Origin of the sequence: Pseudoclavibacter sp. CFCC 14310 (assembly GCF_008831165.1) — a bacterium.
Taxonomy (GTDB): domain Bacteria; phylum Actinomycetota; class Actinomycetes; order Actinomycetales; family Microbacteriaceae; genus Pseudoclavibacter_A.
Genome location: NZ_WBKC01000001.1, coordinates 675,410 through 700,624, shown reverse-complemented (window position 1 = coordinate 700,624; position 25,215 = coordinate 675,410). Strand labels below are relative to the sequence as shown.

The following is a 25,215-nucleotide window of genomic DNA, read 5'->3' as shown; positions in this document are numbered from 1 at the left end:
CAGCACTCAGCCGAAGAGCGGCCGACCTGCTGTCTGCCCACCAGCTGTCACACGTCTCGACGCAGTGTCAGCAGCCAGGCGACCGCGCCTGACACGACCGACCAGACAGCGAGGCTGATCCCGCCCTGCCATGCCGTCATCGCGGCGTGCTCTGGTGCGGGCATGCCAGCGGGAGCATCCATCGGTATCGTGGTCAGTGCTGTGCCAGCCTGACTGGGCAGCCAGTCGTTGACCGTCAGAGCCCAGTCGATGTCGAAGCCGCTGACGATCGAGAGCACTGTCGGCACGATCATCAAGAGCCCCACCACGATCGCGATGCCGGCGGCCGGCGAGCGCACGACCGCTCCGATGTGCACCGAGATGATGCCGAGAGCGGCCAGGTAGGCGGCGGCGCCCAGGCTGACCAACAGCATCTGAGAGCTGAACGGCTGTTGGTCGGGCAGCACACCGTGCAGCAGCAGAGAGACCACGACCGCGCTCAACAGCATCGTGACGAAGCCGAGTACCGCGAGCACGATGCCCACTGCCAAGGCCTTGGCGAGCAGCACCGGCCATCGCCGCGGCACGGCGAGCATCGAGGTAGTGATCGAGCCGCCCGAGAACTCGGTGGTGATGTTCAGCACCCCGAGCACGCTGGCGACGAGCGCCGCAGCTCCGATGCCGGAGGCAGCCAGCTGCAGCATCTGTGCGGTCTGTGCGTCGGCGTCTCCAGACTCGAAGAGACCGGTCACCCCAGAGCCATCCGCACCGGCCTGCCCGGCGACCGAGGCGATCGCCAAGCCGACCAACAGGGCGAGACCGACTCCGACAACGATGAGCACGCTGAGCGTCCACCACGTCGAGCGCACGCTCCAGAGTTTGATCCACTCAGAGCGCAGCACTCCCCCGAATCCGAGACGTGCGCTGCCAAGCCGGTCGCGACGAGCTGCTGCCGCGGCTGCGCGACGCGTCGGGGGCTGCGGTGCGGCACCGGAAACAGGTGCGGCCGCGGGCTGCGGGGCGGGGCCTGACAATACCTGCCACTCGGCCGACGGCTGAGCCGGCTGGCCTGGCTGGACGGGCTGTCCTGGCTGTACGGGCTGATCTGGCTGTCCTGGCTGAGGTGTCATGCGCGGGCTCCTTCGGGCAGGCTGCCGGCGTTGTACTGCACGGCGTTCTCAGTGAGTTCGAGGTAGGCCTGCTCGAGCGAGGCCTCGACGGTGTGCAGTTCGTGCAGTACGACATGTGTGTCGGCTGCCGTCTGGCCGATCACCGCGGCATCGAGCCCGGTGACCGACAGTGCGCCATCGGCGCCGGCGGTCACGGTCGCACCCATGCGCTGCAGCTCGGCGGCGAGGTCGGCGCCCTGTGGCGAGCGCACCCGCACGTAGTTTCGCCCTGCGTGTGTGATGAACTGCTGCAGCGACGTGTCGGCCAGCACCCGACCGCGGCCGAGCACGATCAGATGATCGGCGGTCTGCGCCATCTCGGCCATGAGGTGGCTTGAGACGAGCACCGTCTTGCCCTTCGACGCTTCGTAGCGCAGCAGCTGCCGCACCCACACCACACCGTCTGGGTCGAGGCCGTTGACCGGCTCGTCGAGAATGAGCGTGTCGGGGTCGCCGAGCAGCGCGGCCGCGATGCCGAGCCGCTGGCCCATGCCGAGTGAGAAGCCGCCTGACCGCTTGTCGGCGACCGATTCGAGCCCGGCCATCGCGATGACCTCGTCAACACGTGCGTCGGGGATGCCATGCGTGGCAGCGAGCGCACGCAGATGTGCTCGGGCGGAGCGGCCGCGGTGCACGGCCTTGGCGTCGAGCAGGGCGCCCACCTCACGCAGTGGAGCACGATGCTCGGCGTAGCGACGTCCGTTGACCGTCACCGCGCCGGTGGTCGGGCGGTCGAGGCCGAGTGCCAGCCGCATCGTCGTCGACTTGCCGGCGCCGTTCGGCCCGAGAAACCCGGTCACACGGCCGGGCTCCACACGAAAGGTGACGTGGTCGACAGCGGTCTTGCTGCCATACCTTTTGCTGAGGTCGCGGGCCTCGATCATCGGAGGTGCTCCTGTCATCTGGTGAGGGGATGCTGCCGGTCGCGAATCGTGCGCCGTCTGCTTCGGTGTCGACGAAACAAGGCACGAGATACACGACTAGGTTAGCGGAGCGCCGTTGTGAGCGAGTCGTCTCACGCTCTCGGTTCTCTGGAGCGACTCGAATCGTCGGCCTGGTCATCAGTGTTCGGGCCCGACTCCTCGACCTCGATCACGGTGTACTCGCCGCCATCGATGGTCTCACCCGAGATCTCGGTGCGCGGCTGAAACCGCTCGCGCATCTGCTGCACCGACTGTCTGCCCGCCTGCACGAGTCGCCAGCCTGACAGGGCGATCGCCCCAACCGCAGCAACCGCAAGCAGGAGAAAGCTCAGCCAGGCGAGATCGCCCAGCAGCGACGCCACGACCACCAGTATGTCGACGACGATGACCACCACGACGTCGACCCAGTCGAAGTGCCCCGGGCGACGGCCCGGACGCAGAAAGATCAGCAGCGCCAGCACGATCAGTGCGACGAACAGGACCGGTGCGCCGATTCCGAGCGCAAGCACCTGCCATCCGCTCTGCGCGCGGAAGCCGCCGCCGAAGAAGAGCCACAGCGGCAAGAGCACAGTGAGCGCAGGCTGCAGACGAGCCATCACACGTTGGAGAACCATGCCGCCCAGACTACCGGCCGCGCACGTCGGCCCACCGAGGCGTTCGCTCTGGGCGACCAGCGACGACGGCATTCACAGCGAGCTCAGAGCATCCTTCGGAAGCCCGCCGTACGAGCGGTGTCTGGGCGAGCGTCATGTGTGTGCCGTCGTCTGACGACTCAGCGCACGAACGACACGACCGTCTCGAAGTGGTGGCTGTGGGGAAAGAGATCGAACGCGCGCACGTCGGCGATCTGATAGCCGGCGTCGGCGAGCAGCCGAGCATCCCGAGCCAGAGCGACGGGATCGCAGGCCACGTAGATCACCTGCGCCGGCTGCAGCTTCGTCAGATCGGCGACGACCTTCTTGCCCGCGCCAGAGCGCGGCGGGTCGAGCACGACCAGCGAACGCCGGTACATCGATGCGGGCGCCTGCTCCGCCTCACGATGCAGGAAGCCCTCGACCGACTCACTGCGTGCGTCGACGCGTTCGAACTCGCGGGCGTTGATGTCGGCCAGCTCGCTGGCGCGCTGGTCGGCCTCGACCGTGGTGACTGCCAGGCCTGCTCGTGCGAGCCACACGGCGAAGAGTCCGACGCCGCCGTAGAGGTCGAGGTGGGGTGCGTCCGGGTCGATCCGATCGACGGCGACAAGGCTTGCCACCGCATCGACCAGCGTGGTCGGCGCATCACGATGCACCTGCCAGAACCCGCCCTCGTCGACCTGAAACTCGACACCGTGCACCCGACGCACGACCGTTGCGCCGTGTCCGCCGTCGAGCACGATGCGTGCGCGACCGGGCCCGTCGAAGTGTTTGCGCTCGTCGAGCACCAGCTGCACGGTCTTGTGTCCCTTGCGCAGTCCGCGGTGAACGCCCAGCTCTTCGAGCTCGTCGACGGCCAGCGGCAGATGCTCGACCGGAACGACCGTGTGGGAACGCGCCGCGTAGGGGCCGACCCGCCCTTCGGCGTCGACGTGCAGCAGCTCGCGGGTGCGCCAGCGCCGCCCGGGTCTGTGATCGGGGTCGAGTCCCGGCAGATCGACGGCATCGCGCGACGCCGCGTCGCCGACGGGCGCGACATCGAGATTCCAGGCCGCAACCGCATCCGCATCGAAGTGGCCGATGCGCTCGAAGGCGTCCCGCAGCACGATGCTCTTGAGCTCGCGCTGGCGCGGCAGGGCGATATGCCCGAAGTCGGCGCTGCCGGCCCGGACCTCGGGCTCACGACTGATGTCGCCTTCGGGCAGCACCTGACGACGGCGATCCGAGGATGCCTCCAAGACTTCGAGCGCGACGGCTCTGGCGAATCGTGGCTTCGCCTCGGTCAGGCGGGCACGCACCCGCTCGCCGGGCATGGTGTCGGGCACGAACACGACGCGGCCCGCGTGACGCGCGACGAAGACGCCCTGATGAGCGACGCCGGTAACATCGAGATCGATCACGTCGCCGACCTGCGGCTGCGTGTCACTCGCCGCACCGGCCTCGACGTTCGACGACTTGCGGCTGGGGTTCTTGGCGTTCGACTGCGGTTCGGGAAAGGTCTGCTCATGCACATCAACGACTCTACTGCGCCAACGGCAGCGCCCGCTCGGCGCCCGCGTGTGCCGTTCGTGCTCGCTTCGACGTCACCGGCCCGCCTCGCCACGATGCGCTCGGCCGGCATCGAGCCGGTCGTCGTGCCAAGCCACGTTGACGAGGATGCCGTGGTCGCCGCCGCCGGACTGGCCGGTGACAGCGTGGTCGAGGGTCGCGACCGCACGGTCGACGGCGGCGGGCGCACCGCGCAGATCGTCTCGACGCTCGCCCGCGCCAAGGCGCGAGCGGTGCTCACCCCCGAGGTCGACGGACTCGTTCTCGGCGGAGATTCGATGTTCGAGATCGACGGCGTGCCGCTCGGGAAGCCGCACACACCGCAGCGGGCCGCAGAGCGTATCCGTCAGATGCGCGGACGCACCGGGACGCTCTACTCGGGGCACTGGCTGGTCGACCACCGCGGGGGTTCGACCATCGCCGAGGCAGGCGCGTGGGACAGTGCCACTGTGACGTTCGACGACATCAGCGACGCCGAGATCGAGGCCTATGTCGCGACCGGCGAGCCGCTCGAAGTGGCCGGCAGTTTCACTGTCGACGGGCTCGGGCAGGCGTTCATCACGTCGGTGCAGGGCGCGCCCAGCTGCGTCATCGGACTCTCAGTGCCTGTCGTGCGCCGACTCGCCGCACAGCTCGGAGTGTTCTGGCCCGACCTGTGGAACATGGGCGCGGCCCGAGACTGACGTGCGAGGCCAGAGCGTCGTGCGCTTGTAGGACTGCACGAAACCGGCAAATCGATTTTGTCGGAGGTTGCCACAGAATCTGTGCGCCAGCATCGTAGGCTGTTCGACTATGAGCACTGCCCTCAACACCACTCTGCCTCGTAAGATCACCAAAGTTCTCATCGCCAACCGCGGTGAGATCGCCGTTCGTGTGATCCGAGCCGCACGCGACGCCGGCATCGCATCGGTCGCCGTCTATGCCGACCAGGACATCAACGCGATTCACGCGAGCCTGGCCGACGAGGCATACGCACTCAACGGCGACAGCGCCGCCGACACCTACCTCTCGATCGAGAAGCTCATCTCGGTGGCTCGACGCTCCGGCGCCGATGCGATCCACCCCGGTTACGGCTTTCTCTCTGAGAACGCCGACTTCGCACAGGCCGTCATCGACGCCGGTCTGATCTGGGTCGGCCCACCGCCCGCAGCGATCACGTCGCTGGGCGACAAAGTCTCGGCGCGACACATCGCAGAGAAGGTCGGGGCTCCTCTGGCTCCGGGCACCAGCGACCCGGTCAAGGGCGCCGACGAGGTCGTGGCCTTCGCCGAGAAGGTCGGCCTGCCGGTCGCGATCAAAGCGGCGTTCGGCGGCGGCGGTCGCGGTCTCAAGGTGGCCTACGAGCTCGACGAGATTCCCGCGCTGTTCGATTCGGCCACACGTGAGGCCGTCGCAGCATTCGGTCGCGGTGAGTGCTTCGTCGAGAAGTTCCTGCTGCGCCCTCGCCACGTCGAGACGCAGTGCCTCGCCGACGAGCACGGCAACGTCGTCGTCGTCAGCACGCGCGACTGCTCGCTGCAGCGGCGCAACCAGAAGCTGGTCGAAGAGGCCCCGGCGCCGTTCATCACGCAGGAACAGCATGATCGTCTCTACGCCGCCTCGAAGGCGATCCTGCGCGAGGCCGGGTACGTCGGCGCAGGCACCTGCGAGTTTCTCATCGGGCACGACGGCACACTCTCGTTCCTCGAGGTGAACACGCGACTGCAGGTGGAGCATCCGGTCTCAGAGCAGGTGACCGGCCTCGACCTGGTGCGCGAACAGTTCCGCATCGCAGAGGGCGGCGAACTCGACTACCCAGACCCGGAGAATCACGGGCACGCGTTCGAGTTCCGCATCAACGGAGAAGATCCAGGCAACCACTTTCTGCCTGCGCCCGGCACAATCGTCACCTACCGCGAGTGCAGCGGCCCAGGCGTGCGCGTCGACTCAGGAGTGACCGGCGGTGACGTGGTCTCCGGTGCGTTCGACTCGCTGCTGGCCAAGGTGGTGGTGACCGGTGCCACTCGCGAAGAGGCGCTGGAGCGCTCACGCCGAGCACTGGCCGAGTTCGAGATCACCGGGATGCCGACCGCACTGCCTTTTCACCGCGTGGTGGTCAACGAGCCCGACTTCGTGGCCGCAGACGGGCACTTCAAGGTGCACACCACCTGGATCGAGAACGATTTCGACAATCGCATTCCGGCGTGGAGCGGCACCCCTTCTGAAGACGAGAGCATCTTCGCCAAGCGCAGCGACGTCGTGCTGGAGGTCGCCGGTCGACGCATCGAGGTCAGCGTGCCAGACGTGCTGGTGAAGGGCGATTGGGGCACGGCGAGCCGCCCGGCCCCGAAGCGCCGATTCCGCGCCGCCGAGGTCACCGGCGACAACACGAACGCCGTCTCGACCCCGATGCAGGCCAGCGTGGTCAAGGTCGCCGTCGAAGAGGGTCAGAAGGTCATCGAGGGCGATCTGCTGGTCGTGCTCGAGGCGATGAAGATGGAACAGCCGATCACCGCGCAGCGCGCCGGTGTCGTGCGCAATCTGAACGCGCCGCTCGGGCAGACGATTCCGTCCGGGCACACGCTGCTCACCATCGAAGACGAGTAGTCAGCGCGCCGAGTCGCTGCTGCAGGTCGAATCGCTGCCGCAGGTCGAATCGCTGGTGCAGATCGCATCCCTGCTGCGGATGCTGTGCCCTCACAGTGCCTCGACAGTCGCTGTGCGCTGGCGGCATGGCGCAGTGTCGGCGACAGACAGCTGTCGTCAGCTCATGCTTCGACCAGCACCGTTCCGCCGTGCACCGTTCCGCCATGCCGAGCACCGTTCCGCCAAGATCACGGCAATCTGAGCGGTACGGTGTCGAAGCTGGCGGATCCGCGCACGCGTGGCATCCCTCTCGCCGCCACCCGAACCCGCCACAGGCAGCCTCGCCGCCAGCCGACCCCGTAGCCAGCCGACCCCGTAGCCAGCCGACCTCAGCGCCAGCCGAGCCCGGGTGCGACGTCTTCAACGACGCTGCGCAGCAGATGCGCGTTGTACTCGACGCCCAGCGTGCTGGGCACGGTCAGCGTCACCGTGTCAGCCTCGGCGACGGCCTCATCCTGCGCCAGCTGCTCGACCAGACGATCGGGCTCGTCTGCATAGCTGCGCCCGAACCGAGCCACGGTCTTCGAGTCGATCCAGCCGACCGTGTCATGGCTCTCGTCGCGACCCGCCCACAGCTGCCGATCGAGGTCAGAGGTGATCGGCATGATGCTGCGACTGACGCTCACTCGAGGCTCGCGGTCCCATCCCGCTTCCTTCCACGCCGCGCGGAAGAGACGGATCTGCTCCGCCTGCAGCACGCTCAACGGCACACCGGTGTCTTCGGTGAGCAGCGTGGAGCTCATCAGGTTCATGCCCTGACGCGCCGTCCACTCCGCGGTCGCCCGGGAACCAGCACCCCACCAGATGCGATCGCGCAGGCCCGGCGAGTACGGTTCGACACGCAGCAGGCCCGGCGGATTCGGAAACATCGGCCGGGGGTTCGGCTCGGCGAAGCCCTCGCCCTGGATCACCTCCAGGAAACGAGCGGTGTGCTCCCGCGCCATCTCAGCGCCGTCGGGGTCATGTGCCTCCGGCTGATAGCCGAAGTGCCGGAACCCGTCGATCACCTGCTCAGGTGACCCACGGCTGACGCCCAGCTGCAGTCTGCCCGCTGCGATGAGGTCGGCCGCGCCGGCGTTCTCTGCCATTGCGAGCGGGTTCTCATAGCGCATGTCGATGACGCCGGTGCCGATCTCGATGCGCGAGGTGCGCGCGCCGATCGCGGCCAGCAGCGGGTACGGAGACCCCAGCTGCTGAGCGAAGTGGTGAACGCGGAAGTACGCGCCGTCGACGCCGATCTCTTCGGCGGCCACAGCCAGATCGATCGACTGCAGCAGCGCGTCGCCGCCGGTGCGCACGGGCGAATGAATGGAGTTCTGCCAATGCCCGAATGACAGGAATGCGATATTTTTCACATGAAGCTACAACAAATTCGGCCCGAGGCCATTCCCAACAGGATGCGAACCGCCGATGACGTTCGGTTGGCTGGCCGAACGGGATCGACTGCAGGAGCCCGCCGAGCCACACGGCCGATCCCCCGCACCAGTGCTGCACACGCCTGCAGGGCACCGCAGCCCGCTCTCCGCGCAGCCTCGCGAATCAGCCCTTCAGCATGTGCAGCGCCCGCGCCGCATCGGTGATCGCTCCCGACAGCGAGGGGTAGACCGCGAAGGCGTTGGCGACCTGGTCGACGGTCAGCCGCTGCTCGACCGCAAGTGCGAGCGGGAAGATCAGCTCGCTGGCTTTGGGCGCAACGACGACGCCGCCGATGACCGTGCCCGACTGCGTGCGGGCGAAGAGCTTGACGAACCCGTCGCTGATGTTCTGCATCTTCGCGCGCGGGTTCTCGGCGAGCGGGTACTTGTAGATGACGCCCTGTGCGAGGCCCTCCTCGATCTGCGACTGCGACCAGCCGACCGAGGCGATCTCGGGCGCGGTGAAGATGTTCGAGGCCACGTTGCGCAGCTTGATCGGCTGCGCCGCGTCGCCGAGCGCGTGGAACACCGCGGTTCGGCCCTGCATGTTCGCCACGCTGGCCAGGGGGAAGAAGTCGGTGCAGTCTCCGGCGGCGTAGATCTCGGGCACTGAGGTGCGCGCGACACGGTTGACCTTGATATGGCCGGATGCCGTCGTCTGCACCCGGGCACCCTCAAGCCCCAGCCCGGCCGTGTTCGGAATCGACCCGACCGCCATCAGACAGTGGCTGCCGACCACCGTGCTGCCGTCGCTGAGCGTGGCGATGACCTCGTCGCCTTCGCGCACCACGCTCTCGGCGCGAGACTTCGAGAGCACGTTCATCCCCTCGCGCAGGAACACCTCTTCGATCACGCGTGCGGCGTCTTCGTCCTGTCCGGGCAGCACGCGGTCGCGGCTCGAGATCAGCGTGACCTCGCTGCCCAGGTGGCGGAACGCGCTGGCGAACTCGGCACCGGTCACACCGGAGCCGACGACGATCAGGTGCTGCGGCAGCTCTTCGAGCTGATACAGCTGAGTCCAGGTGAGGATGCGCTCGCCGTCTGGCATCGCACTCGGCAGCTTGCGAGGATGCGCACCCACAGAGATGACCGTGGTGTCGGCGTGGAACTCACTGACCTCCCCGTTGGTGAGATCTGCCGCGATGGCGTGATGATTGAGCAGCCGCCCCGTGCCCTTGACGATACGCACGCCCTGCTTCTCGAGGGCCGCCGCCATATCGGCCGACTGCTGTCGGGCCAGATCGAGCAGTCGACGGTTCACCGTCTTGAGGTCGATGCGGTAGTCGGGAGCGATCGGCTCGTCGCTGCCCGGCGCGAAGATCTGCACGCCCAGACGCTGTGCGTTGGCGACCTGCGTCGTCGCCTCGGCCACCGCGATCAGCGCCTTCGAGGGCACGACATCGGTGAGCACGGCAGAGCCGCCGACTCCATGACGTTCGACGAGGGTGACATTGGCTCCGAGCTGGGCGCCGGTCAGCGCAGCCTCGTAACCGCCAGGCCCTCCTCCGATGACCACCAGATCGTGCTTGTCGCCGAACTCGTATGCCATGTGCGGTGTTCTCCCTCTGCAGAGTTGCCTATCTTTATCAGTATGACAGCTTCTGCCACTCCAGATGGCCCATCAGAGACCGCCACGCCTGCACATTATGCACCCGCGGCCTCCGGACGCACACCCACACCGCTCGCACAGCAGGCGGCCGATACGATCAGGCGGCGCTCCGGCGTCTCGGGCATCGATCGCGCCGTGGTGCTCGGATCGGGCTGGGGAGCATCCGCCGACCGTCTCGGCACCACCCTCGCGACGCTGCCCGCGGCCGAGGTGCCCGGCTTTCATGTGTCGGGCGTGCCCGGCCATGCCGGCACGCTGCTGATCGTGCAGACCGCCTCAGGTCGTCGTGTGCTGCTGATCGCCGCGCGCACGCATCTCTATGAGGGGCTTGGTGTGGATGCCGTGGTGCACGGCGTGCACACCGCCGCCGCGCTCGGGGCGGGTTCGATCGTGCTGACCAACGGCTGTGGAGGGGTCGACCCGTCGCTCGCTCCCGGCAGTCCGGTGCTGATCAGCGACCATGTCAACCTCACCGGCACCTCACCGCTGAGTGGCCCGACCTTCGTTGACATGACCGACGTGTACTCCCCCCGGCTCCGCGCCGCGGTGCGCGAGCGGCATCCGCAGATGCGCGAAGGCGTCTATGCCCAGTTTCGCGGCCCACAGTACGAAACCCCGGCCGAGGTGCGCATGGCGCGGGCGATCGGAGCCGATCTGGTGGGCATGTCGACCGCCCTCGAAGCGATCGCAGCTCGCGCCTTGGGCCTCGAGGTTCTAGGCTTGTCTTTGGTGACGAACGCCGCTGCGGGGGTCTCTGCCCAGCCGCTGAGCCATGCCGAGGTCATTCAGGCTGGCCGCGATGCAGCGCCACAGCTCACCGAACTGCTTGCCGAGATACTGGAGAACATCGTATGACCGATACCGCCAACGCCCAGGGGAACACGCACGCCGACGCGTCGGGTCGAGAACCCGGCGACGCCGCAGAGCTTGAGCAGCTTGCCGCTCTGGTCGCTCAGGCCGAGCAGTGGCGTGACCAAGACCCAGACCCGAAGACCTCGAAGCTGCTCGACGACCAGATCGACCTGGCACGCAAGGGCGACGAGCGGGCTCTGAGCACCCTGCACAGCGAGTTCGACGAGCGCCTCGCCTTCGGCACCGCCGGACTGCGCGGAGAGATGGGCCCCGGCCCCGCTCGCATGAACCGCGTGCTCGTTTCGCAGGCCGCCGCCGGCCTCGCCTCATACCTGGTCGAGCACGCCGGCGACGAACGCCCGACGCTGGTCATCGGCTACGACGGTCGCCACAACTCCGAGATCTTCGCTCGCGACACCGCCGAGCTCGCACAGGCCGCCGGCGTCGACGCGCTGCTGCTGCCGCGCAACCTGCCCACCCCGGTCACCGCGTTCGTGCTGCGCCACCTCGACGCCTCGGCCGCCGTGATGGTGACGGCCAGCCACAATCCCGGCGCCGACAACGGCTACAAGGTGTACCTCGGCGGTATCGACGCCGGGTCACAGATCATCAGCCCTGCCGATCAGCTGATCGCCGCGCACATCGATCAGATCGCCCAAGACTTCACCGTCGACCAGCTGCCCCGCTCGCAGGCCTATCGGGTACTGGGCGAAGACGTCATCGACGCCTACGTCACCGAGACCGCGGCGGCAGTCGCTCAACGGGCACCCCAGGCTTCTGCCGACGGGCTCAGCTTCGTCTACACCGCCATGCACGGTGTGGGCTGGGAGGTCGCCGCACGACTCTTCGAGACGCTGGGCATTCCGGCACCGGCGACGGTGACAGAGCAGATCGCGCCGGATCCCGAGTTTCCCACCGTCGCGTTCCCGAACCCTGAAGAACCCGGCGCGCTCGACCTCTCGTTCGCACTGGCCCGCAAGACCGGGGCCGATCTCATCATCGCCAACGATCCCGACGCCGACCGACTGGCTGTGGCAATTCCAGACGATGCGGCCGAGGGCGGCTGGCGTCGCCTCACCGGCAACGAGGTCGGCTGGCTGCTCGGCGATCTGATCGCCAGCGAGCACCGCCCCGGCACTCCGGGTGCGCTCGCCGCCTCGCTGGTGTCCAGCCCGCTACTCGGCCGCATCGCCGAGCACTACGGCATCGAGCACGTCGAGACGCTCACCGGCTTCAAGTATGTGAACCGTGTGCCCGGGCTGATCTTCGGGTACGAAGAGGCGCTCGGCTACCTCGTCGACCCGGAGCTCGTCCGCGACAAGGATGGCATCTCCGCCGCCGCCCTGTTCCTGCTGCTGGCCGCACGACTGAAGAGCGAGGGCCACACCATCGCGCAGGCTCTGCAGCGCATCGCTGCCGACTATGGCTCGGCAGCGAGCGACCAGGTGGCCATTCGCGTGGCCGACCGCTCGCTCATCGCACAGGCGACTGCCGCCCTGCGCGCCGAACCGCTCACCACGATCGCCGGTCTCGACGTCGTCGCTCACGACGACCTGCTGCACGGCATCGACGGGCTGCCCCCGGCAGACATCCTGCGCTACTCGCTCGCCGACGGCTCGCGGGTCATCGTGCGCCCCTCGGGCACCGAGCCGAAGCTCAAGATCTATCTCGACGTCTCGAGCAGTCTGCCCGATCCGGCCGCGGCAGCGGCTGAGAACGCGGCGAAGCTCGCCGAGCTGCGCGACTGGTGGCAGAAGCGTCTGCACCTGGGATGACGTCTTCTGCCGCGCCCGCCGCTGGCGAAGCGCGGCAGGCCGTCTTCGACCTGGCAGCCATCGGCGCCGAGCTTCCCGCGGCATCCTTGATGCCTCGACTGCACGACGTGCTCACGCAGACCACTCGTCGTCCGCCGTTCGCCGTCGTGCAGGCTCCACCGGGATCAGGCAAGACGACGGTCGTACCACCCGCAGTGGCGAACGCGGTCACCGGACGGGTCATCGTCACCGAGCCACGCCGACTCGCCGCGCGCTCCGCAGCCGAACGGCTCGCCGACCTCAGCCGCACTCGTATCGGCGACGCGGTCGGCTATGCCGTGCGCGGCGAACACCACATCGGCCCGCAGACGCAGGTGGAGTTCGTCACCACAGGTCTGCTGCTGCGTCGCCTGACTGCCGACCCCGAGCTCGCAGGAGTCGATGCCGTCGTGCTCGACGAGGTGCACGAACGCGACCTCGACGCCGATCTGCTCTTCGCCATGCTCCGCGAAGTGGCCCTGCTGCGCGGCGATCTCGCTCTGATCGTCATGTCGGCGACGCTCGACGCACAACGCTGGAGTTCGCTGCTCGGCGACGCCGCGCCGGTGCTCACCGCAGAGGTGCCCCTGCACCCGCTCACGGTGGAATGGCGGCCGGCGCCCGTCGGCACCCAACGACTCGACGCCCGCGGCGTCACTCCCGGTTTTCTGCGACACGTCGCCACGGTCGTGGCTGCCAAGTCGCGCGAGCAGGCTGAGGGCACCGTGCTGGCTTTTCTTCCGGGCCGCCGTGAGGTGGACGCTGTGGTCGCCCGCCTGCGCGATTCCGGAGTCACTGCCCTGCCGCTGCACGGTTCGCTGCCCGCGTCGGCGCAGCGAGCGGCGCTCGCTCCCTTGGGCACGCACGAACGCCGAGTGATCGTGTCGACCTCGATCGCCGAGACGTCGCTGACCGTGCCCGGCGTGCACACCGTCGTCGACGCCGGCCTCGCGCGCGAGCCCCGGCTCGATGCGATGCGCGAGATGTCCGGCCTGGTGACCGTTCCGGTGTCGAGCGCGGCGGCGACGCAGCGCGCCGGTCGTGCCGCCCGTCTGGGCCCCGGCACAGTCGTGCGCTGCTACAGCGAGGCCGAGTTCGCGTCGGCTCCCGCACAGGCACGCCCGGCGATCACCACTGCGGACCTCACCGAGGCAGCTCTCATGCTGACGCTCTGGGGCGACCCCGATGCTCAAGAGCTCGCGCTGCCTGATACCCCGCCGCGGGCGTCGCTCGAGCTCGCCCAGCGCACGCTGGTTCGGCTGGGTGCGATCGCGCCTGAGAGCGGCAGGACGATGCGATGGCGTGTCACCGACCTCGGACGGCTGATCGCTCGGATGCCGGTGCACCCGAGACTGGCACGCGCGCTGATCGACGGCGCCGCGCTGATCAACGGTGATCGCCGGTCAGCTGTGACGCTGGCAGCCGAGGCAGTGGCGGCCATCGAATCGGACGCACGGGCTCCCGGAGGCGACTTGCCTGCGCTGCTGCACGAGCTGCGTCGTGGCGGGCACCGCGGCGGGCACCGATCTCGACGTGCAGGCAGCACCGAGGGCTCACACAGCCAGGCCGATGCCGCCGTCTCGCCTGCAGCAGCGCACCGGTGGCAGCAGGATGTGCGCCGCCTCGTCGCGCTCATGCCCGATCACAGCAGCACCTCGAGAAGCGGGGTGAGTCACTCGTCGGTCGACGCCGACGGGGTGATCGCGGCGATCGCTGGACTCGCATACCCGGAGCGCCTGGCTCGCCTGCGATCCAGCGACTCTGGGCCCAGCAACTCTGGGCCCAGCGACTCCGGGCTGAGCTATCAGCTTGCCTCAGGCACCGGTGCCGTGCTGCCCCGCGGCTCAGCACTGCGCGGGTCGCAGTGGTTGGCCGTCAGCGAAGTGAGCGTCGCGCGAACCGGCGAGGGCTCTGGGGCCATGATTCGTGCCGCTGCACCGCTGACCGTCGACGCAGCTCTCGTCGTCGGCGCAGGTCTCATCGAAGACACGGTCGAGAGCGAGTGGCGAGACGGCCGGCTCAGCGCCCGGCGGGTGCGCCGGCTGGGAGCGATCGAGCTCTCACGGGCGCCCGCACGTCTGGCCGCGGCCGATGCGCGTGCTCAGGTGCGCAGCCTGCTCGCCACCGCAGACGGCTTGGCCTCGCTGCATTGGTCTCAGGCAGCGAGCGATCTGCGCGACCGCCTACACATGCTGCATCGTGAGCTGGGCGACCCCTGGCCGGCCGTCGATGACGCTGCCCTCAGCGGTCGACTTGATGACTGGCTCGCTCCAGAAATCGAGCGGCTTGCGGCTGGAACCGCGACAGCCGGGCTCGACCTGGCATCCGCGCTGCGCCGACTGCTGCCCTGGCCTGACGCGTCGCGACTGGATGCGCTGGTGCCGGAACGCCTCGAAGTACCGTCTGGGTCATGGGTTCGAGTGCACTACCCGTCGGATGACGATGCGCCGCCGGTGCTCGCGGTGAAGCTGCAGGAGTGCTTCGGCTGGCAGCAGGTTCCGTATCTGGTCGACGGCCGAGTTCCCGTACAACTGCATCTGCTCTCACCCGCCGGTCGCCCGCTCGCAGTGACGATGGATCTGGCGTCGTTCTGGCAGGACGGCTACCGACAGGTGCGCGCCGAGATGCGCGGCCGATACCCGAAGCACCCATGGCCAGAAGACCCGACCACAGCGAAGGCGACGCGAGGCGTCAAACGAACCCCGCGACGCTGACCGAGGTCAGTCGAGGTCGTCGTAGAACGCGATGACGCGATCGGCAAGATCCTGACGATCGGTGGCAGGCAGGAAGGAGCCTTCGGCTGCGTTGAGCGTCAGTACGGCCAGATCGTCCAGACCATAGTCGAAAGCCTGCGCCACGCGTGCGAACTCCTCGGTCAGCGTGGTGTTCGACTGCAGCCGGTTATCGACGTTCACGGTCACTCGGAAGTCGAGCTGGTAGAGCAGGTCGAGCGGATGCTCGTCGAACGGGCCGGCGAAGGCGCCGGTCTGCAGATTCGACGACGGGTTCGTCTCGAGCACGATGCCGCGATCGCGCACCCATGCGGCGACGTCGCCGAGCACGGCGAGCACCTCGTCGGAGTCGTCGCCTTCGTCGATCAGCTGGATGTCGTCGACGAGATGCGTGCCATGGCCGAGACGCAGCGCACGGCCGTCGATGAGGGCCGACACGATGGAGTCGAGGCCGTCAGCCTCGCCGGCATGCACCGTGGTCGGAAAGAAGCTGCGCGCCAGATAGTCGAGGGCCTCTTGGTGACGAGACGGCAGAAAGCCCTTCTCGGGGCCGGCCAGGTCGAACCCGACCACGCCGGCATCCCGATAGCGCACTGCGAGCTTGGCCATCTCAAGCGAGCGATCATTGTGACGCAGCGCGGTCACGATTTGGTTGGCCTCGATCTGGCAGCCGCGCTCGGCGGCGTCTCGCATGCCCTCTTCGAACCCGGCGGCGACCGCCTCGACCGCTGCCTCAGGGGTGAGACCGCCAGCGAGGTGCTGTTCGGGAGCCCACCGCGCCTCGACGTAGATGATGCCGTCGTCGACCGAGTCTTCGACGAACTCACGGGCGACCCGGGCCAGCGAGTCGGCGGTCTGCATGACGCCGACGGTCTGGTCGAAGGTCTTGAGGTAGGTGATGAGGTCGCCGGAGTCGGCGCTGTCGGCGAACCAGTCCCCGAGCTCTTCGGGATCGTCGACCGGCAGCTCGAGACCGGCTTGGTCGGCCAGTTCGACGATGGTCTCAGGGCGCAGTCCTCCATCGAGATGGTCGTGCAGGCTGATCTTGGGAACCTCGACCAGATCGACCCCTTCGAGGGTCAGATCGAGGGTGTCGTCATCGAGGATTCGGTCTTCTGCGGAATCGTGCTCAGCGCTCATGCGCCAACTCTAGCGGAGCCGACGATGCCATCAGCCGTCGAAGCGCTCAGAGCAGATTCTCGTTTCCCGTCTGACGCACCATGTTCACCATCTCTTTCACACGCTGGGCGTGATCGCTGGTGGTGATCATGAGCACGTCTTCGGTGTCGACGACGACAAGATCCTGCACCCCGATGATCGCGATCAGCCGATCCGTCTCGCTGACCAGCACACCGGTGCTCGACTCGGAGAGCACGCTCGCCTCGCCGAGAATGGCAAGGTTGCCGGGGTTGCGCTTACGCACCTGCCGGGCCACCGCAGAGAAGTCACCCACGTCATCCCAGTCGAAGTCACCCGGGATCACCGCGACCTGACCCGCTGCAGCGACCGGCTCGGCGATGGCGTAGTCGATTGCGATCTTCTTGAGCTTCGGCCAGGTCTTGGCCTTCACTTCGTAGACGGCGGGAGTGCCCCAGGCGTCGGCGATGCGGTCGATGCCGGCGGCGAGCTCGGGCTCGCTCTCGCGCAGCCAGCCCATAAGGTTGCCCGCGCGTGCCACGAACATGCCCGCGTTCCACAGATACTCGCCACTGGCGACGTACTCCCGAGCGACGCTGGCCTTGGGCTTCTCGACGAAGCTGGTGACCGCCCGTGCGCTCCGCGGCAGCCCCTGCGAGCCGTCCGGGTCAAGAGTGCCGTCGGTGCGAATGTACCCGAAGCCGGTCGAGGGCGAGGTCGGGGTGATGCCGATCGTCACCAGCCGGCCGGTCGCTGCGACCTGCGCGGCCTCGGTGACGACCTCGCGGAAGGCTCGCTCATCGCCGATGAAGTGGTCGGCGGGGAACGAGGCCACGATGGCGTCTGGGTCTCGGCGGGCGATCAGGGCAGCCGCCAGACAGATCGCCGCGGTCGAGTCACGAGGCTCACTCTCGAGTACCAGGTTGTCGCCGTCGAGATCGGGCAGCTGGCTGACGACCGAGGCCCGGTGCGCGGCACCCGTCACCACCATGATGTGGTCGCTGCCGATCAGCGGGACGATGCGATCCCAAGTCGACCGCAGCAGGGAATGGCCTGATCCGGTGAGGTCGAGGAGGAATTTGGGCTCTTTCGCCCGAGAAAGAGGCCACAGACGGGAACCGACACCTCCCGCCGGGATAATCGCATACACGTGGTCAGCGGCAGATGCAGACATGCCCACAGGCTACCAGAGCCCTCCCCGACCCGACGTGGACTGACACCGCGAGGACAGATGTCGGAGTAATCGGCTCGGCGTCCATGATCCTGCCGCTTGCTTAGGCAGACCTTACTGATATGCGAATGCACGCCGGGTCTAGACTTGCCACAACACAGTCAGCGTCCGATAGGTTTCTGTTGCCGGGCGTACTCAACCAAGGAGGGTTGTTCGTGTCACCGAAACCAGCCGGTACTCTGTACCGTGGCCGAGAAGGCATGTGGTCCTGGGTTTTCCACCGCATCACCGGCGTGGCCATCTTCTTCTTCCTGCTGGTGCACATTCTCGACACCGCGCTCATTCGCCTCTCTCCCGAGGCCTACAACGCGGTCATCGGCACCTACAAGAATCCTCTGATGGGCGTGGGCGAGGTCGCACTGGTCGCCGCGATCGCATTTCACGCACTCAACGGCCTGCGTGTCATCCTCATCGACTTCTGGTCGCAGGGCACGAAGCATCAGCGCGGACTCTTCTACGGTGTGATGCTCGTCTGGCTTGTGCTGATGATCTTCTTCGTGCCACAGCACCTGTCACACGTGTTCGGGTTCTAGGGAAGGGCTGAACGACAATGACCGTCACCATCGAAAAACCCGCCCGCGCACCTCACAAGCGCTCGAACCGCGAGAAGTTCGCCTGGCTCTTCATGCGCGGTTCGGGTGTTCTGCTCGTCGTGCTCATCTTCGGGCATCTGTACTTCAATCTGCTCACCGGCGACGGCATTCACCAGGTCGACTGGGGCTTCGTCGCCGGAAAGCTGGCCAACCCGTTCTGGCAGGTCTGGGACATCCTCATGCTCTGGCTCGCGCTGCTGCACGGCGCGAACGGCATGCGCACGATCGTCAACGACTACGTCGAGAACCAGCGGGTGGCCAAAGGCCTGCGCATCGCGATCTTCGCGGCAGCCGGCGTGCTGATCATTCTCGGCACCTGGGTCGTCTTCGGCTTCGACCCCTGCGCCGACCCCAACCTGAACGCAGACTGGCAGCAGTTCTGCACGAAGTGACGCCTGACGGCGCCGAGTCAAAGGCGATGAAAGACTGAGATGACTGAGACCTCAACGACCAAGAACGGCGACTACACCGTTCACTACCACCAGCATGATGTGATCATCGTCGGTGCCGGCGGCGCCGGCATGCGCGCTGCGATCGAGGCCGGCCCCCATGCCGACACCGCCGTGATCACCAAGCTCTACCCCACTCGTTCGCACACGGGTGCGGCTCAGGGCGGCATGGCTGCAGCTCTCTCGAACCTCGAAGAGGACTCATGGGAGTGGCACACCTACGACACGGTCAAGGGCGGCGACTTCCTCGCTGATCAGGATGCCGTCGAGATTCTGGCCAAAGAGGCCATCGACGCAGTCATCGACCTCGAGAACATGGGTCTGCCGTTCAACCGCACCGAAGACGGCAAGATCGCTCAGCGCCGATTCGGAGGCCACACCCGCGAGCACGGCAAGGCACCCGTTCGTCGCTCGTGCTACGCCGCAGACCGCACCGGCCACATGATTCTGCAGACCCTCTACCAGAACTGCGTCAAGCTCGGCATCCAGTTCTACAACGAGTACTACGCACTTGATCTGGTCTTCACCGAGATCGACGGCGAACGCCGCCCTGCAGCGGTCATCGCGTACGAGCTGGCCACCGGCGACATTCACGTCTTCCAGGGCAAGTCGATCGTCTTCGCGACCGGCGGCTTCGGCAAGATGTTCAAGACCACGTCGAACGCTCACACGCTCACCGGCGACGGCGTCGGCATCATCTGGCGTCAGCACCTGCCCCTTGAAGACATCGAGTTCTTCCAGTTCCATCCGACCGGCCTCGCCGGTCTGGGCATCCTGCTCACCGAGGGTGCCCGTGGCGAAGGCGCCATTCTGCGAAACGCAAATGGTGAGCGATTCATGGAGCGGTACGCGCCGACCATCAAAGACCTCGCACCTCGCGACATCGTCGCCCGATGCATGGTGCAGGAGGTTCAGGAGGGCCGCGGCGTCGGCCCGAACAAAGACTACGTGCTGCTCGACTGCACCCATCTGGGTGCCGAGGTGCTCGAGACCAAGCTTCCCGACATCACTGAGTTCGCCCGCACCTATCTCGGCGTCGACCCAGTCGTCGAGCCCGTGCCGGTCTATCCGACAGCGCACTATGCCATGGGCGGCATCCCCACCAACAACAACGGCGAGGTGCTGCGCACGATCAAAGACATCGTGCCCGGCCTCTACGCGGCCGGCGAGTGCGCGTGCGTCTCGGTGCACGGTGCGAACCGACTGGGCACCAACTCGTTGCTCGACATCAACGTGTTCGGCAAACGTGCCGGTCGTCAGGCGGTCAAGTACTCTCGTGAGGCGGAGTTCGTTCCGCTGCCCGAGGCACCCGAGCAGGGCGTCATCGATCTGCTCGACGGCATCCGCAACAACGACGGCGGCGAGTCGCTCGCGCAGATCCGCAAAGAGCTGCAAGAGACCATGGACACCAACGCGCAGGTGTTCCGCACCGAAGAGACGCTGACTCAGGCCGCCAACGATGTGCGAGCTCTGCGCAGGCGCTACCAGCACATCAGCATCCACGACCACGGTCGCCGCTTCAACACCGACCTGCTCGAAGGCGTCGAGCTCGGGTTCCTGCTCGATCTTGCCGAGGTGCTGATCGCAGCCGCGCTGAACCGCAAGGAGAGCCGCGGCGGCCACATGCGCGACGACTATCCCAAGCGCGACGACGCCACATACCTCAAGCACACGATGGCCTACCTGACAGGTGACCCCAACGAAGGCGAGCCCGGCTCGCACATCACGCTGGGGTGGAAGCCTGTCGTGCTCACCCGGTATGAGCCCAAGGAGAGGAAGTACTGATCATGGCGACTGCTGCCGCGACCACTGAGAACGTCACTTCGAAGGCACACGCCGAGTCGTACAGCGCCGATGCTGCCGACCGGTCGAAGCACGCTCCGTCAGCACACGACGCATCGGTGAAGCCGTTCACCGTCACGTTCAACATCCGGCGTTTCGATCCCGATGTCGACACCGAGCCCCGCTGGGAGTCGTTCGACGTCGAGATGTACTCGACCGATCGCGTGCTCGACGCGCTGCACAAGATCAAGTGGGAGCAGGACGGCTCGCTGACGTTCCGTCGCTCCTGCGCACACGGCATCTGCGGCTCTGACGCCATGCGCATCAACGGCCGCAACCGGTTGGCCTGCAAGACGCTGATCAAAGACCTTGACATCGACAAGCCGATCTACGTCGAGGCCATCAAGGGCCTGCCTCTTGAGAAAGACCTCGTCGTCGACATGGAGCCCTTCTTCAAGGCCTACCGTGACGTGCAGCCTTTCCTTCAGGCCCATTCGGAGCCTGCGGAAGGCCGTGAGCGGCTGCAGACGATCAAGGATCGCGAGATCTTCGACGATACGACCAAATGCATCCTCTGCGCAGCCTGCACCACCAGCTGCCCGGTCTTCTGGACCGACGGTCAGTACTTCGGCCCCGCTGCCATCGTGAACGCGCACCGGTTCATCTTCGACTCACGTGACGACGAGTCGCAGGTGCGTCTGGACATCCTCAACGACAAAGAGGGCGTGTGGCGCTGCCGCACGACCTTCAACTGCACCGAGGCCTGCCCGCGTGGCATCCAGATCACGAAGGCGATCGCCGAGGTCAAGCAGGCGGCCATTCGCGGCCACCGCTGATCTAGCGATCGGCTGAACGGCTCGCGCGCTGCAGTACCGCCGCGGTCCCGGCTGTTCGTGTGCCGCTGTTCGTGTGCACCCGATCGTGTGCAGCCGTTCGTGAGCAGCTGTCCAACGTTTCGACAGCCGCACAGTTGTCACGGCACGAGAACCGCCGGTTCTGACTCGCTGAGTCGGAGCGCGGCGGTTCTTCGTTCCTCCGGCGAATCTGACCTCTGCGGCTCGGGCATCGCTCGGTCCGGCATTGGCCTTGTGGCATTCCTCGACCCGGCACGCTTCTCTCTTCCCCCCCCCGACACGCTCCTCACACCCTCATCCTCGCCTCCCCAACACGTTTCTGTGTCTGCCCCCTCATCCCCGACACACTTCTCCCCCTCCCTCACCCCCCGACACACTTCTCCTCCCTCCTAGCCTCCCCCACATGCTTCTCACCCCCCTCCCCACAACACACCACTTCTGCACCTCGAGTCGGCGCAAATGACGCCCAGAGACATCCAGACATGCCAAGTTCCATGTCTCGAAGCACCTGAACGACATCTGCCATGACTCGATCCTGGAGAGCGGCATGTGCCGTGGCATGGGCCGGACCCAGAGCGCCGGCTCCAGAGCGTCGGCGCCACCGACCCCGCGGCGTCTGCAGATACCATTGACCCATGAGCGCCCAACAGAAACCGGTCAGCACGGTCCAAGGTCTCATCGCTTGGGCGATGCAGACCAGACCGGCACGTGTGATGGCGCACTACACCTCGCGCGGCGGCCCCGTCCTCGCCGGCGGCATGAGCTACAGCTCACTGTTCGCCGCATTCGCCGGCGTCTGGACGCTCTTCAGCGTCATCGGCCTTTTCATCGCTCGCTCCGAGACCGTCTGGGACGCTCTCGTCGACTACCTGGCCAAGTCAGTGCCCGGTCTCATCGACACCGGCGAGGGCGGCGCCATCAGTCCAGAGACGCTGCAGGGCGTGCCTTCCACACTGTCCTGGACCGGCGCCGTCGCCCTCGTCTCGCTGTTTTTCACTCTCTTCGGCTGGCTCGGGGCCGTACGCACAGGCGTGCGCGCCCAGTTCGGCCGCTCTCCTCTGCCCCAGCAGCCGGTCGTGGCGCAACTGCGCGATCTGGGCCTGCTGGTCGGGTTCGGCCTGCTCGTCATCATCTCGGCTCTCGCCTCTACCGTCAGTTCGGGTCTGGGCCGGCGCATCTCCGCGCTGCTCGGCTTCGGCGAGCAGAGCATGCTCTCGTGGCTGCTGGTCACCATCGGCTCACTGCTGCTCTCTCTGGTGCTGGACGCCATCATCCTCATCGTGATCATGCGCGTGCTCGCACAGGTGATCATCCCCGTGCGGCGCATGCTGCCGGTGGTCATCTGGGGCGCCGTTGCGACCACCCTGCTGAAGGCCGTCGGCGGGTCGCTCATCGGCGGCGGGTCGAACCCGCTGCTCGCCGGCTTTCTGACCATCGTCGGTCTGCTGCTCTGGTTCAACCTGCTCAGTCAGACCGTGCTCATCGCGGCCGCCTGGCTGGCCGTCGTCGCCTCAGACCACGAGGTCAACGAGCGGCATGACGGCGATCTCGATTTCTGGGGCGCAAGCCGTCTGCAGGATGCCGTGCGCGGCCCGCACGCCGTGGACAGTCCGCTGCCGGTCGAGGTGCCTGACTCTGCCATCAAGACCGACGAGCCCGATACCGAGGCCCGGTGACGCGCACGCTGATCCCTCGGCGATGTCGCCGTGCGCTGCCGAGGCGGGTCAGAGGCATCGCCTAGAATCGGCGTCATGAGCAAGAAGCAGCCTGCACTCTCCCCCGCCCTGCACGAGACGATCATCGCGCCGCCTCCGGTCGACGAGCAGCCGAAGCCCAAGCCGGGCGTCAACACGCAGGCGGCACGTACCCGTGCATCCGCTGAGACGCCGAAGCCCGCTGGTGCGCTGCGCGTCGCAACCGTCAACGTGAACGGCATCCGCGCGGCGTTCCGCAAGGGCATCGAATCGTGGATCGAAGCGGCTCAGCCCGACGTCATCGCTCTGCAAGAGGTGAGAGCGTCCGGTGACCAGCTGCGCGAGCTGTTGCCGGGCTGGCACATCGCCGACGACGTGTGTTCGCAGAAGGGCCGCGCCGGCGTCGCCATCGTGTCACGACTGCCGCTCGGTGAGACGCGTACGCAGATCGGCGACGACGACTTCGATGCCTCAGGACGCTGGCTCGAGGTCGACCTCGACGTCGACGGCACACCGCTCACGCTGGTGAGCGTCTATGCGCATTCGGGCGAGGTCGACACCCCGAAGCAGGTCGAGAAGTATCGCATGCTCGAGGCGATGAGCGAACGGCTTGCGGCACTACCGAAAGAGCATGAACGGGCCGTCTTCATGGGCGATCTCAATGTGTGTCACGAGCAGATCGACATTCGCAACTGGCGGTCGAACCTCAAGCGTGCGGGGTTCCTGCCCCAAGAGCGCGCCTACTTCGACCAGTTCTTCGGCCGACCCGACGAGCGGTATCAGCGGCTCGACGGCACCGATCTGGGCGAGGGGCTCGGCTGGATCGACCTCGGTCGGTCAGCCGCAGGTGATCAGCCCGGCCCATACACGTGGTGGTCATGGCGTGGACAGGCCTTCGACAACGACGCCGGCTGGCGCATCGACTATCAGGCGGCGACACCTCAGGTGGCGGCGGCGGCAAGACACTACTTCGTCGATCGCCCGGCGACGTACGACCAGCGATTCACCGATCACTCGCCGATCGTGGTCGACTACCAGCTCTGAGCGGGCACTGTACGAGCTCGAAGCTGCCTTCGGATTCTCGGGGCTACACTGGGAGTCATGGTGAAACGCATCTTCTCGGGCATGCAGCCCTCCAGTGACTCTCTACATCTCGGTAATTATGTGGGAGCCCTGCGCAATTGGGTGAGCCTGCAGAACGACTACGACACCATTTACTGCGTCGTCGATCAGCACGCGATCACCGTCGACCAGGACCCTGAGCAGCTGCGCCGCAACACTCGGGGCACGGCGGCTCAGTACATCGCCGCAGGCATCGACCCTGAGCGCTCGACGCTCTTCGTGCAGTCTCACGTGCCCGCGCACGCCCAGCTCAGCTGGGTGCTCGCGTGCATCACCGGCTTCGGCGAGGCCAGCCGAATGACCCAGTTCAAAGACAAGTCGGCGAAACAGGGCTCCGACCACACGTCGGTCGGTCTGTTCACCTACCCGGTGCTGATGGCGGCTGACATCCTGCTCTATAACGCGGATCTGGTGCCGGTCGGCATCGATCAGAAGCAGCACCTCGAGCTCACGCGCACCCTCGGGCAGCGCTTCAACTCGCGCTTCGGCGACACGTTCACGCTGCCTGAGGGGTACATCCCCGACGAGACGGCGAAGGTCTTCGACCTGCAGAACCCCACGGCGAAGATGTCGAAGTCGGCGGCCAGCGACGCCGGGCTGATCCGCCTGCTCGACGATCCGAAGAAGACGGCCAAGAAGATCCGCTCGGCGGTGACCGACGACGGCCGTGAGATTCGCTTCGACCGCGAGCACAAGCCCGGTGTCTCGAACCTGCTCGCGATCAACTCCGTCTTCACCGGCTCGTCGATTCCCGAGCTCGAAGAGCAGTACGCAGGACGCGGCTACGGCGATCTCAAAAAAGATCTGGCCGACATCGTCGTCGAGGCGCTGTCGCCGATCCGCACTCGTGCGCTCGAACTACTCGACGACCCGGCCGAGCTCGATCGCCTCCTCGCCATCGGCGCCGAGCGCGCAGGCGAGATCGCCTCGAAGACCCTTGCCGAGGTCTACGACCGCATCGGGTTCGTGGCCGCCAGCTGAGATGCACGCCTGGTGTCACTTGGCCGTTCGGCCTCCTGATGCACCCGACGATTTCGGCGCGCAAGCGCCCGCAGCAGACCGAAGAGCGTGGG

Annotated in this window: 20 protein-coding genes; 12 read left to right on the top strand and 8 right to left on the bottom strand. The window is 66.8% G+C overall.

Annotated elements, in window-relative coordinates:
* Positions 1 to 47 precede the first annotated feature (47 nt).
* The 4 genes from F8O06_RS03130 to F8O06_RS03115 all read right to left on the bottom strand — a co-directional run bounded on the left by F8O06_RS03130 (position 48) and on the right by F8O06_RS03115 (position 4,217).
* Complete coding sequence (locus F8O06_RS03130) at positions 48 to 1,109, bottom strand: ABC transporter permease subunit (protein WP_158037394.1); 1,062 nt, start codon at positions 1,107 to 1,109, stop codon at positions 48 to 50.
* Positions 1,106 to 2,032, bottom strand: coding sequence for an ATP-binding cassette domain-containing protein (locus F8O06_RS03125; RefSeq protein ID WP_158037606.1), 927 nt, complete (start codon positions 2,030 to 2,032; stop codon positions 1,106 to 1,108). Before F8O06_RS03125 ends, F8O06_RS03130 begins: the two co-directional genes overlap by 4 nt.
* Before the next feature lie 131 nt (positions 2,033 to 2,163).
* On the bottom strand, positions 2,164 to 2,685 hold the full coding sequence (locus F8O06_RS03120; protein WP_158037393.1) for a hypothetical protein: 522 nt from the start codon (positions 2,683 to 2,685) through the stop codon (positions 2,164 to 2,166).
* Positions 2,686 to 2,843: 158 nt separating this feature from the next.
* Entirely contained in the window at positions 2,844 to 4,217 is a 1,374-nt protein-coding gene (locus F8O06_RS03115) for a class I SAM-dependent RNA methyltransferase (RefSeq protein ID WP_158037392.1), read from the bottom strand.
* Between F8O06_RS03115 and F8O06_RS03110 the strand changes: the two genes are divergently transcribed.
* On the top strand, positions 4,212 to 4,937 hold the full coding sequence (locus F8O06_RS03110) for a Maf family protein (protein WP_158037391.1): 726 nt from the start codon (positions 4,212 to 4,214) through the stop codon (positions 4,935 to 4,937). The two genes, F8O06_RS03115 and F8O06_RS03110, sit on opposite strands and share 6 nt — an antisense overlap.
* Positions 4,938 to 5,046: 109 nt before the next feature.
* Positions 5,047 to 6,840: an acetyl/propionyl/methylcrotonyl-CoA carboxylase subunit alpha gene (locus F8O06_RS03105; RefSeq protein ID WP_158037390.1), complete on the top strand. Its 1,794-nt coding sequence runs from the start codon at positions 5,047 to 5,049 to the stop codon at positions 6,838 to 6,840.
* Positions 6,841 to 7,208: 368 nt separating this feature from the next.
* On the opposite strand, the gene F8O06_RS03100 is transcribed toward F8O06_RS03105, so the two are convergent.
* The gene (locus tag F8O06_RS03100; protein ID WP_158037389.1) at positions 7,209 to 8,234 is read right to left on the bottom strand and encodes an LLM class flavin-dependent oxidoreductase; all 1,026 of its coding nucleotides are present in this window, start codon (positions 8,232 to 8,234) and stop codon (positions 7,209 to 7,211) included.
* A 184-nt stretch (positions 8,235 to 8,418) separates the two neighbouring features.
* Positions 8,419 to 9,843, bottom strand: coding sequence for an NAD(P)H-quinone dehydrogenase (locus tag F8O06_RS03095; RefSeq protein WP_158037388.1), 1,425 nt, complete (start codon positions 9,841 to 9,843; stop codon positions 8,419 to 8,421).
* Between the two features lie 42 nt (positions 9,844 to 9,885).
* Here F8O06_RS03095 and F8O06_RS03090 point away from each other — a divergent pair, with 42 nt between their 5' ends.
* The 3 genes from F8O06_RS03090 to hrpB are packed head-to-tail and all read left to right on the top strand — an operon-like array spanning position 9,886 to position 15,262.
* On the top strand, positions 9,886 to 10,758 hold the full coding sequence (locus F8O06_RS03090) for a purine-nucleoside phosphorylase (protein ID WP_158037387.1): 873 nt from the start codon (positions 9,886 to 9,888) through the stop codon (positions 10,756 to 10,758).
* Positions 10,755 to 12,530 (top strand): phospho-sugar mutase, encoded by a 1,776-nt coding sequence (locus tag F8O06_RS03085; protein ID WP_158037386.1) that lies wholly within the window; start codon positions 10,755 to 10,757, stop codon positions 12,528 to 12,530. Before F8O06_RS03090 ends, F8O06_RS03085 begins: the two co-directional genes overlap by 4 nt.
* Positions 12,527 to 15,262: an ATP-dependent helicase HrpB gene (gene hrpB, locus F8O06_RS03080; protein ID WP_158037385.1), complete on the top strand. Its 2,736-nt coding sequence runs from the start codon at positions 12,527 to 12,529 to the stop codon at positions 15,260 to 15,262. Before F8O06_RS03085 ends, hrpB begins: the two co-directional genes overlap by 4 nt.
* Positions 15,263 to 15,268: 6 nt before the next feature.
* On the opposite strand, the gene F8O06_RS03075 is transcribed toward hrpB, so the two are convergent.
* Together F8O06_RS03075 and F8O06_RS03070 are read right to left on the bottom strand one after the other, a co-directional pair.
* Entirely contained in the window at positions 15,269 to 16,420 is a 1,152-nt protein-coding gene (locus F8O06_RS03075) for an adenosine deaminase (protein WP_158037384.1), read from the bottom strand.
* A 46-nt stretch (positions 16,421 to 16,466) separates the two neighbouring features.
* Positions 16,467 to 17,591 carry a mannose-1-phosphate guanylyltransferase gene (locus F8O06_RS03070; RefSeq protein WP_158037383.1) on the bottom strand — a complete coding sequence of 375 codons (1,125 nt, stop codon included), beginning with the start codon at positions 17,589 to 17,591 and terminating at the stop codon, positions 16,467 to 16,469.
* Positions 17,592 to 17,803: 212 nt separating this feature from the next.
* Here F8O06_RS03070 and sdhC point away from each other — a divergent pair, with 212 nt between their 5' ends.
* The 7 genes from sdhC (at position 17,804) to trpS (ending at position 25,123) form a co-directional block, all read left to right on the top strand.
* Complete coding sequence (gene sdhC, locus F8O06_RS03065; RefSeq protein WP_225732980.1) at positions 17,804 to 18,181, top strand: succinate dehydrogenase, cytochrome b556 subunit; 378 nt, start codon at positions 17,804 to 17,806, stop codon at positions 18,179 to 18,181.
* A gap of 17 nt (positions 18,182 to 18,198) precedes the next feature.
* A complete protein-coding gene (locus F8O06_RS03060; protein WP_158032004.1) occupies positions 18,199 to 18,633 on the top strand; it encodes a succinate dehydrogenase hydrophobic membrane anchor subunit in 435 nt (144 codons plus the stop codon).
* A 39-nt stretch (positions 18,634 to 18,672) separates the two neighbouring features.
* Entirely contained in the window at positions 18,673 to 20,475 is a 1,803-nt protein-coding gene (gene sdhA, locus F8O06_RS03055; RefSeq protein ID WP_158037382.1) for a succinate dehydrogenase flavoprotein subunit, read from the top strand.
* 2 nt (positions 20,476 to 20,477) lie between these two features.
* Positions 20,478 to 21,308, top strand: coding sequence for a succinate dehydrogenase iron-sulfur subunit (locus F8O06_RS03050; protein WP_158032006.1), 831 nt, complete (start codon positions 20,478 to 20,480; stop codon positions 21,306 to 21,308).
* A 653-nt stretch (positions 21,309 to 21,961) separates the two neighbouring features.
* Complete coding sequence (locus F8O06_RS03045) at positions 21,962 to 23,002, top strand: YihY/virulence factor BrkB family protein (protein ID WP_158037381.1); 1,041 nt, start codon at positions 21,962 to 21,964, stop codon at positions 23,000 to 23,002.
* Between the two features lie 75 nt (positions 23,003 to 23,077).
* On the top strand, positions 23,078 to 24,064 hold the full coding sequence (locus F8O06_RS03040; protein ID WP_158037380.1) for an exodeoxyribonuclease III: 987 nt from the start codon (positions 23,078 to 23,080) through the stop codon (positions 24,062 to 24,064).
* Between the two features lie 57 nt (positions 24,065 to 24,121).
* Positions 24,122 to 25,123, top strand: coding sequence for a tryptophan--tRNA ligase (trpS, locus tag F8O06_RS03035; protein ID WP_158037379.1), 1,002 nt, complete (start codon positions 24,122 to 24,124; stop codon positions 25,121 to 25,123).
* The last annotated feature ends 92 nt before the right edge of the window (positions 25,124 to 25,215 follow it).

Bases quoted from the DNA above. Each gene is read 5' to 3' on its own strand.
- F8O06_RS03105 (WP_158037390.1), top strand. From the start codon at position 5,047: ATGAGCACTGCCCTCAACACCACTCTGCCTCGTAAGATCACCAAAGTT.
- F8O06_RS03120 (WP_158037393.1), bottom strand. From the start codon at position 2,685: ATGGTTCTCCAACGTGTGATGGCTCGTCTGCAGCCTGCGCTCACTGTG.
- F8O06_RS03060 (WP_158032004.1), top strand. From the start codon at position 18,199: ATGACCGTCACCATCGAAAAACCCGCCCGCGCACCTCACAAGCGCTCG.
- F8O06_RS03090 (WP_158037387.1), top strand. From the start codon at position 9,886: ATGACAGCTTCTGCCACTCCAGATGGCCCATCAGAGACCGCCACGCCT.
- hrpB (WP_158037385.1), top strand. From the start codon at position 12,527: ATGACGTCTTCTGCCGCGCCCGCCGCTGGCGAAGCGCGGCAGGCCGTC.
- trpS (WP_158037379.1), top strand. From the start codon at position 24,122: ATGGTGAAACGCATCTTCTCGGGCATGCAGCCCTCCAGTGACTCTCTA.
- F8O06_RS03075 (WP_158037384.1), bottom strand. From the start codon at position 16,420: ATGAGCGCTGAGCACGATTCCGCAGAAGACCGAATCCTCGATGACGAC.
- F8O06_RS03050 (WP_158032006.1), top strand. From the start codon at position 20,478: ATGGCGACTGCTGCCGCGACCACTGAGAACGTCACTTCGAAGGCACAC.
- sdhA (WP_158037382.1), top strand. From the start codon at position 18,673: ATGACTGAGACCTCAACGACCAAGAACGGCGACTACACCGTTCACTAC.
- F8O06_RS03095 (WP_158037388.1), bottom strand. From the start codon at position 9,843: ATGGCATACGAGTTCGGCGACAAGCACGATCTGGTGGTCATCGGAGGA.
- F8O06_RS03110 (WP_158037391.1), top strand. From the start codon at position 4,212: ATGCACATCAACGACTCTACTGCGCCAACGGCAGCGCCCGCTCGGCGC.
- F8O06_RS03070 (WP_158037383.1), bottom strand. From the start codon at position 17,591: ATGTCTGCATCTGCCGCTGACCACGTGTATGCGATTATCCCGGCGGGA.
- F8O06_RS03085 (WP_158037386.1), top strand. From the start codon at position 10,755: ATGACCGATACCGCCAACGCCCAGGGGAACACGCACGCCGACGCGTCG.
- F8O06_RS03045 (WP_158037381.1), top strand. From the start codon at position 21,962: ATGAGCGCCCAACAGAAACCGGTCAGCACGGTCCAAGGTCTCATCGCT.
- F8O06_RS03040 (WP_158037380.1), top strand. From the start codon at position 23,078: ATGAGCAAGAAGCAGCCTGCACTCTCCCCCGCCCTGCACGAGACGATC.
- F8O06_RS03125 (WP_158037606.1), bottom strand. From the start codon at position 2,032: ATGATCGAGGCCCGCGACCTCAGCAAAAGGTATGGCAGCAAGACCGCT.
- F8O06_RS03130 (WP_158037394.1), bottom strand. From the start codon at position 1,109: ATGACACCTCAGCCAGGACAGCCAGATCAGCCCGTACAGCCAGGACAG.